We start from the raw sequence: 6,695 nt of genomic DNA on the forward strand, positions 1-6,695 counted from the left end.
CTGTACAATCATCATATCCCGCAGAAAGCGCTGCACCACCAATCGCCGATCACGGTGATGAAGGAGTGGCAGCTCAAGCGACCTGAATTATTTACTAAACGAGTGGTTAATCATCCGGGACCCTACAATTAATTGAAGCTAATATCATCCAGTTAGGGTGATTTATCTAAGCCCATATCACCAGCGACGATAGCCAGCTTCATGTTGGCCTGGCAGTGTTCAGTTGGGGTAAGCAGCCCAGGGGGTGACAATGCGTCGTGCGTTGTTACGAAGGAAAGGCGACTTGCTCATCGGTAGCGAAAACGTTCATTAGGGATCTCTGGCCATGAAAGACAACGTTACAACGAAACGCACACCTCTCTCACTTCAGCGCGCTGTCCGACCCTGGACACTGACCACGCTTGCCTGTTTACCGCTGACGGCGCTTGCCCAGCAGCTGCCTGCTACGCTGTACGCGCCTGGTATGACCGATCTCAATACCACGATTCAGCAAACGATCGTGAGTAACCCGCAGGTCAATGCAGCATGGAACAATTTTAGCGCGGCGGGAAGTGATGTGCGCGTGGCTCAGGGTAACTACCTGCCGTCGATCGACGTGACGGCCGGGGTGGGGCGCCAAGACCAGCAAAACGATGGACGTGGCAGTTACAGCAGTGACTTTGCCGAGCTCACTCTGACGCAAATGGTATTCGATGGCTTTGCGACACGCAGCGAAGTAGAGCGCTTGGATCGTGCGCGCCTCATTGCTTACTTCGAGTTGCTGGGGGCCAGCGAAACGGTAGCGCTAGAAGCGTTTGAAACCTATTTAGATGTCTTGCGATTCCGAGAAATGGTCCGCTTGGCGCAAGATAACTATCGTGAACACCAGCGTGTTTTCTCGCAGATCGAAGAGCGTGCACTGTCCGGCGCTGGACGTGGTGTGGATCTGGAGCAAATCAGCGGTCGTTTGGCGCTGGCCGAATCCAATTTGATGACCGAAGCTTCGAACCTGCATGATGTGACGGCTCGTTACCAGCGGATCGTCGGTGAGCTACCACCGCAAAATATGTCGCCTGCACCCTCGCTGGCCGACGAGCTACCCAGCGATGTCAGTGAAGCAGTGCGAATGGCCTTTGAGGGCAATCCCGATTTCCATGCGGCCATTGAGAACATCGCCGTTCAGCGTGCTGAGCAAAATGCCGCTCGTGCCGCCTTCATGCCACGCCTGGATATTCAAGGCCGTACCGGTACCAATAACCAAGACGACTCGATCGCTGGGCGTAGCGATGAGCACAGCATTCAGCTCGTGGCAAGCATGAACCTCTATCGCGGTGGTTCTGATAGTGCCGCGTTCGAAGCTGCCACGACGCGCATCGAGCAGGCCGTCAATCAGCGTGAAGTGGCGTGTACCAATGTCCGTCAGACGACACAAATCGCCTACAACGATACGCAGCGTCTTAATGAGCAGTTGCGCTATCTCAACGACCACCGCCAATCCATCGACCGCGTGCGTGGCGCTTACCAGCAGCAGTTCGATATTGGCCAGCGCACCCTTTTGGACGTGCTGGACAGTGAGAATGAGTACTTCGAGGCCAGCCGCGCCTATGCCAATGCGGAATTCGACCTAACATTGGCCCAGGCGCGGACGCTGGCCGCCATGGGGCAGCTCATGCAAACGTTGGAAGTCGTCCGTGAAGACATTCCAACCTTGGCAGAGTTGGGCTACGAAGATTTAGCGCAAGACCCTGAGATGGCCTGCGCTACCGATGGGCCGCGTGGCTTCACTCTGGAAGATTTCACCCGCGGTATTTCTGCTGCCCCGTTGTCCAGCGACACGCTCACCACCGCTTACAACGAGCCGAGTGAGCCCGTCGTAATGCCAAACGATGCGCCTGTGTACGCCAACGCAGCGGTTGAGCCTGAGGCCATCGAGAGCAGTCTCTATATTCAAGTCGCCTCGCTAAGTGCCGCTGAGCGCGCTCAACAGTTAAGCGTTGAGTTAGGAGAGCAGCTAACGAGCCAGTCACGGGTGTATGCGTCGGCGGGAAATTATCGCGTTCAACTGGGGCCGGTGGCCTCGTTCAGTGATGCTCAGGCGCTACAGCAAACGCTACAACGAATGGGGTATGGTGATGCCTTTGTCACCAATGGTTAGCATCAAGCGTCTATGAGTAACTAGCCATCCTCTGAGCCTGCCGCGCAGGGCGGCAGGCAAGCACTACCCATTGGGTGTGTAATACGAGTCGCTTAATGCGTTTTAGGGTAATGAGGTCTTTGTGACACAACCAAACCTGAGTAGGGCGGAGGCTCCCCATTCGCGATCGGATGACATCAGCCCCAATGAACTAGAGGGGCGTGATGAGCTGCTTGAGTGCCTCAAGGTAATCGCTTCTTTTCATCAACATGAAGTGTCATCGGAAGCACTTCGGGCAGGCCTGCCGTTGGAACAAGGCAAATTGACGCCCTCGGTGTTTGGGCGAGCTGCCTCACGGGCGGGTTTGACGGCTAGAATTACCAAAACTCGGCTGTCTGGACTGAATCCAGCGCTATTCCCGGTGATTCTTCTGCTCGAACCCGGCAGAGCCTGTGTCTTGTTGGGGCTGGATCTTAAGCAGAAAAGAGCCCGCGTCATTTTTCCCGAACTCTCAGAGTCGGACGTCGACATTTCTCTCGACGAGCTTTACGCGGGTTATAGTGGCGAGGCTATTTACGTTCGCCCAAAGTTTTTGGCTGATAACGCATCCGAGCCGGGCGTTAAAAAACGCCGTGACCAGCACTGGTTTTGGGGCGTTATTCGTGAAAATCGTCGGCTTTACCGCGATATCGTTCTGGGGTCGGTGGCGATTAACTTATTCGCCATCGCCATGCCCCTATTCGTTCTCAATGTTTACGATCGTGTCGTGCCTAACCAAGCGACAGAAACGCTTTGGGTGCTCGCCGTCGGTATTTTTATCGTTCTCTGCTTCGACTTAGCCCTAAGGCTAATGCGAAGCAGCTTTGTCGACTTGGCCGCCAGCCGGGCAGACGTCAAGCTCTCATCAAGTATCATGGCCAAATCACTGGGGCTGCGTTTGGAAGAGCGGCCCGCCTCGACGGGGTCCTTCACCTCCACGCTTCAGTCGTTCGAATCAGTGCGTGCCTTTATCGGTTCTGCAACCATCCTAGGCATCGTGGACTTACCGTTCGTGCTGATGTTTGCCGCCATTATTGCGCTGATCAACCCCTGGCTCGTGCTCCCAGTACTGGTTGGGATCGTATTCGTATTGCTCTACGCCTTGGCGGCTCAAGGAAAGCTCCACGAACTTTCGCAAACGACCTGGGAGGTCGGCGCGCAGCGTAACTCGCTCTTGGTCGAGTCCATCTCCCAGTTGGAAAACGTCAAAGCGTTACGGGCCGAAAGTCGCATCCAGCGTCATTGGGAAAAAGCGTCGGCCTTTCTATCCAAGACCGGCGCGCAATTGAAAATGGTCAGCACGTCGGTCTCTAACGTCGCTCAGTGGGCACAGCATAGTGTGGCCGTTTGCGTCATCATCGTCGGGGTGTATCAAATCATTCAGGGGAATCTGACTCAGGGTGGCCTGATCGCTGCCTATATGCTCTCTTCGCGAGCCATGGCGCCTATCAGCCAAGCCGCTGCACTGCTGGCTCAGTATCATCAATCCTCCACCGCATTAGAGTCATTGAATGCGGTCATGAATAAAAAGGTAGAGCGGCACGAAGGCAAGGCGTACGTAGAAAAGCCCAGCTTTGCAGGCAATATTCGCCTTGAAAAAGTGACGTTACGCTATCCCAATGAAGAGCGCGACGCCTTGAAGGATGTCTCTGTCACGGTCAAAGCGGGCGAAAAAGTGGCGCTCCTGGGGCGCATTGGCTGTGGAAAATCGTCGCTCAATAAACTCGTGCTGGGTTTTTATCAGCCCACCGCCGGGGCGGTGCTGGTCGATAATGTCGATATTCGTCAGCTCGACCCGTTACAACTACGCCGCCACATAGGCTATGTGCCTCAGGATGTCAGCCTATTTTCAGGCTCGCTGCGTGACAATATCGTGGCAGGGGGTGGTAGTGACCGAGTGGATGACGATGCGCTGCTGCGGGCCATCGAGCTAGCGGGGCTGGAAAGCTTGGTCAACAGCCATCCTCATGGCGTCGATCTGCAGGTAGGCGAGCGCGGCCAAGCGCTATCGGGTGGGCAGAAACAGTCGGTTGCCATTGCCCGCGCGTTGGTTCAAGACCCGCCCATCTTATTACTGGACGAGCCTACCAGCTCTATGGATAACGCCAGTGAAGAGACGTTCAAAGCCAATCTAAAAAACGTCGCAGCAGGCAAAACCATTCTCGTCGTAACGCATCGTACCTCGCTACTCTCTCTGGTGGATCGCATCATCGTCATGGATGCCGGTAAAGTCGTCGCCGACGGTCCGCGGGATACCGTGGTGGAAGCGCTGCGCAAAGGCCAAATCGGGAGGGCTTCGTAATGGCGCGTAAATCCTCCTCGACATCCGAACAAAAAGGCTTTGAAGCGATTGGGCGCTTCTCTGAAAAGGGCCAAAAACCGTTTCGACCCTTTATGGATCGCCTGTTTGCCAAACGAGTGACCTCCGCGCACCTCAATCGTGACTGGGCGAGCGACACCGACTGGGCGCGAATGCAGCAAGAGCCCATTCGGGCGCGGCTGTTTCTTTATACGGTCCTGTTGGCGATCGTGGCGCTGCTGATATGGTCTTACTTTGCCGCTATTGATGAAGTGACCCGCGGGTCTGGACGGGTGATTCCTGCCAGCCAACTTCAGCGTATCCAGTCCTTTGACGGCGGGGTGATCGAACAGATCATGGTGCGGGAAGGGCAGATGGTGAGCGCCGGTGAGGTGCTGATGCAGATAGACCCGACCCGGTTCGTCTCGGATTTTCGTGAAAATCGCGCCCAGCGATTCGCTCTGGAAGCCCGCGCTGAACGTCTGCGTGCGCTGGCGACCGGTACGGCTTTCGAGCCCTCCGAAGAGCTACGCCAGGAAGTGCCCAACATCGTCATGCAAGAGCGTGAGGTATACGAGAGCCGACGCGAAGAGCTGCGCGAGCAAAAGAACGTGTTAGAAGATCGCGTTCGCCAGCGCGAGCAGGAGTTGCGTGAGGCAGAGTCACGACGGGATACCGCTGCGCGTGAGGCTAGCATGGCCAGCCAGGAGCTGAACCTGACGCGGCCACTGCTGGCCTCGGGAGCGGTTTCTGAAGTCGAGGTGCTGCGTTTACAGCGGGAAGTTTCACGAGCATCTGGTGAGAGGAGTCAGGCCGATGCAGCGGTTGCCCGCCTGCAGGCAGCCGTCGAGGAGGCGCAAACGCAGCTGCGAGAGCTGGATGCCGAGCGTCGAAGCGAGTGGCGTAACGACCTCGCGCAAGCGCTGGGCGAGCTCAACGCACTACAGCAGTCGGGTACGGGGCTGCAGGATAGAGTGCGGCTGACGGAAATTCGCTCGCCGGTGGATGGCATCGTGCAGCGTATTCACATCAATACCATTGGCGGTGTTGCCCAGCCTGGCCAGGAAGTGGTGGAAATCGTGCCTACCGATGATCAACTGCTCGTGGAAGCACGGATTGCGCCTCAAGACATCGCCTTCCTTCACCCAGGCCAGCCAGCCACCATCAAGCTCACCGCCTACGACTATGCCATCTACGGCGGTCTACAGGCAGAGCTTGAGCACATCAGTGCCGATACCATCACCGATGATGACGGCAACACGTTTTATCTGGTGCGAGTGCGCAGCTTAGAGAATGAAAACGTAGCCGACCGGCTGCAGGTAATACCGGGCATGACGGCGCAGGTCGATATCGTCACCGGTAAGCGAACGGTGATGCAGTTTATGCTGAAACCTGTTTTAAGGGCGTGGCGAGATTCCATGGGGGAGCGCTGATGAAACACTGGTTTATCACAACAGATGGCAGTTTAAAGGCGCGGTGGAAAAAAGCGTTCCAAAATGTAGGAGCTTCGACGCCAGCCACCTACGAGCATCAGATATCACCCAACGATCTCGCTTGGCTCTCGACGACCATCGAGAGCTGGCCCTCACTACTGCCTAAATTAGTCGAACAGGGTGCCATTGTCGTGGTGCTTAGCTACACCCCTGATGACCGAGAGGCGCTGAGTGCACTGGATCTGGGCGCAAGAGGCTATGTGCACACCCTGGCCGCCGCCGATGTGCTCAACCAAGTGGCGCTGGTCGTTACGAACCAGGGAGTCTGGGTAGGGCAAGAGTTACTGGCTAAAGTACTTGGCGGTACGTTCAAAGCTCTTCAGCAGCGTGTTGATCATGACCGCTACCAGCATAGCGATTACTTAGGGCTGCTGACCGAGCGAGAGCGCGGTGTTGCACTCGCGGTTGCGCGTGGTGCTACCAACAAGGAAGCGGCCCGCCAGTTGGATATCACCGAGCGAACGGTGAAAGCGCATTTGAGTGCTATTTTCAAGAAGTTGGAGGTGCGTGATCGGTTGCAATTGATCCTCAAATTAGCGCCAGTAGCAGAGCAGGCAGATATGTAGCTCGACTGCCGAAACGTGACAATCTCCTATATATACGTTTACTACCACGAGGCCACCAGGAGTATATAGTGAATTTTGTGTACTTCTGTTGGTGAGTGAGTGAATGCCCCATAAGCAAAGGCTTATGGGGCATTTTTAGTTTTTACACGGTATGTAATTTGGTGTGTAAAAATAGGAGCACTTGC

4 protein-coding genes and 1 pseudogene are annotated in these 6,695 nt (G+C 55.8%); all 5 read left to right on the top strand.

From position 1 onward, the window contains the following. A pseudogene (locus MHM37_RS16995) lies at positions 1–132 on the top strand (IS481 family transposase); the annotation flags it as partial. Positions 133–325: 193 nt separating this feature from the next. Then, positions 326–2,134 (top strand): TolC family outer membrane protein, encoded by a 1,809-nt coding sequence (locus tag MHM37_RS17000; protein ID WP_153843752.1) that lies wholly within the window; start codon positions 326–328, stop codon positions 2,132–2,134. A gap of 208 nt (positions 2,135–2,342) precedes the next feature. Continuing rightward, the gene (locus tag MHM37_RS17005) at positions 2,343–4,454 is read left to right on the top strand and encodes a type I secretion system permease/ATPase (protein WP_231125652.1); all 2,112 of its coding nucleotides are present in this window, start codon (positions 2,343–2,345) and stop codon (positions 4,452–4,454) included. Next, the gene (locus tag MHM37_RS17010) at positions 4,454–5,884 is read left to right on the top strand and encodes an HlyD family type I secretion periplasmic adaptor subunit (RefSeq protein WP_139526864.1); all 1,431 of its coding nucleotides are present in this window, start codon (positions 4,454–4,456) and stop codon (positions 5,882–5,884) included. Before MHM37_RS17005 ends, MHM37_RS17010 begins: the two co-directional genes overlap by 1 nt. Continuing rightward, positions 5,884–6,510 carry a response regulator transcription factor gene (locus MHM37_RS17015; RefSeq protein ID WP_153843751.1) on the top strand — a complete coding sequence of 209 codons (627 nt, stop codon included), beginning with the start codon at positions 5,884–5,886 and terminating at the stop codon, positions 6,508–6,510. Before MHM37_RS17010 ends, MHM37_RS17015 begins: the two co-directional genes overlap by 1 nt. The last annotated feature ends 185 nt before the right edge of the window (positions 6,511–6,695 follow it).

The organism is Halomonas sp. MMH1-48 (assembly GCF_022348105.1).
Classification (GTDB): domain Bacteria; phylum Pseudomonadota; class Gammaproteobacteria; order Pseudomonadales; family Halomonadaceae; genus Vreelandella; species Vreelandella piezotolerans.

Excerpts from the sequence above, each read along its gene's own strand:
- MHM37_RS17000 (WP_153843752.1), top strand. The coding sequence starts at position 326 with ATGAAAGACAACGTTACAACGAAACGCACACCTCTCTCACTTCAGCGC.
- MHM37_RS17010 (WP_139526864.1), top strand. The coding sequence starts at position 4,454 with ATGGCGCGTAAATCCTCCTCGACATCCGAACAAAAAGGCTTTGAAGCG.
- MHM37_RS17015 (WP_153843751.1), top strand. The coding sequence starts at position 5,884 with ATGAAACACTGGTTTATCACAACAGATGGCAGTTTAAAGGCGCGGTGG.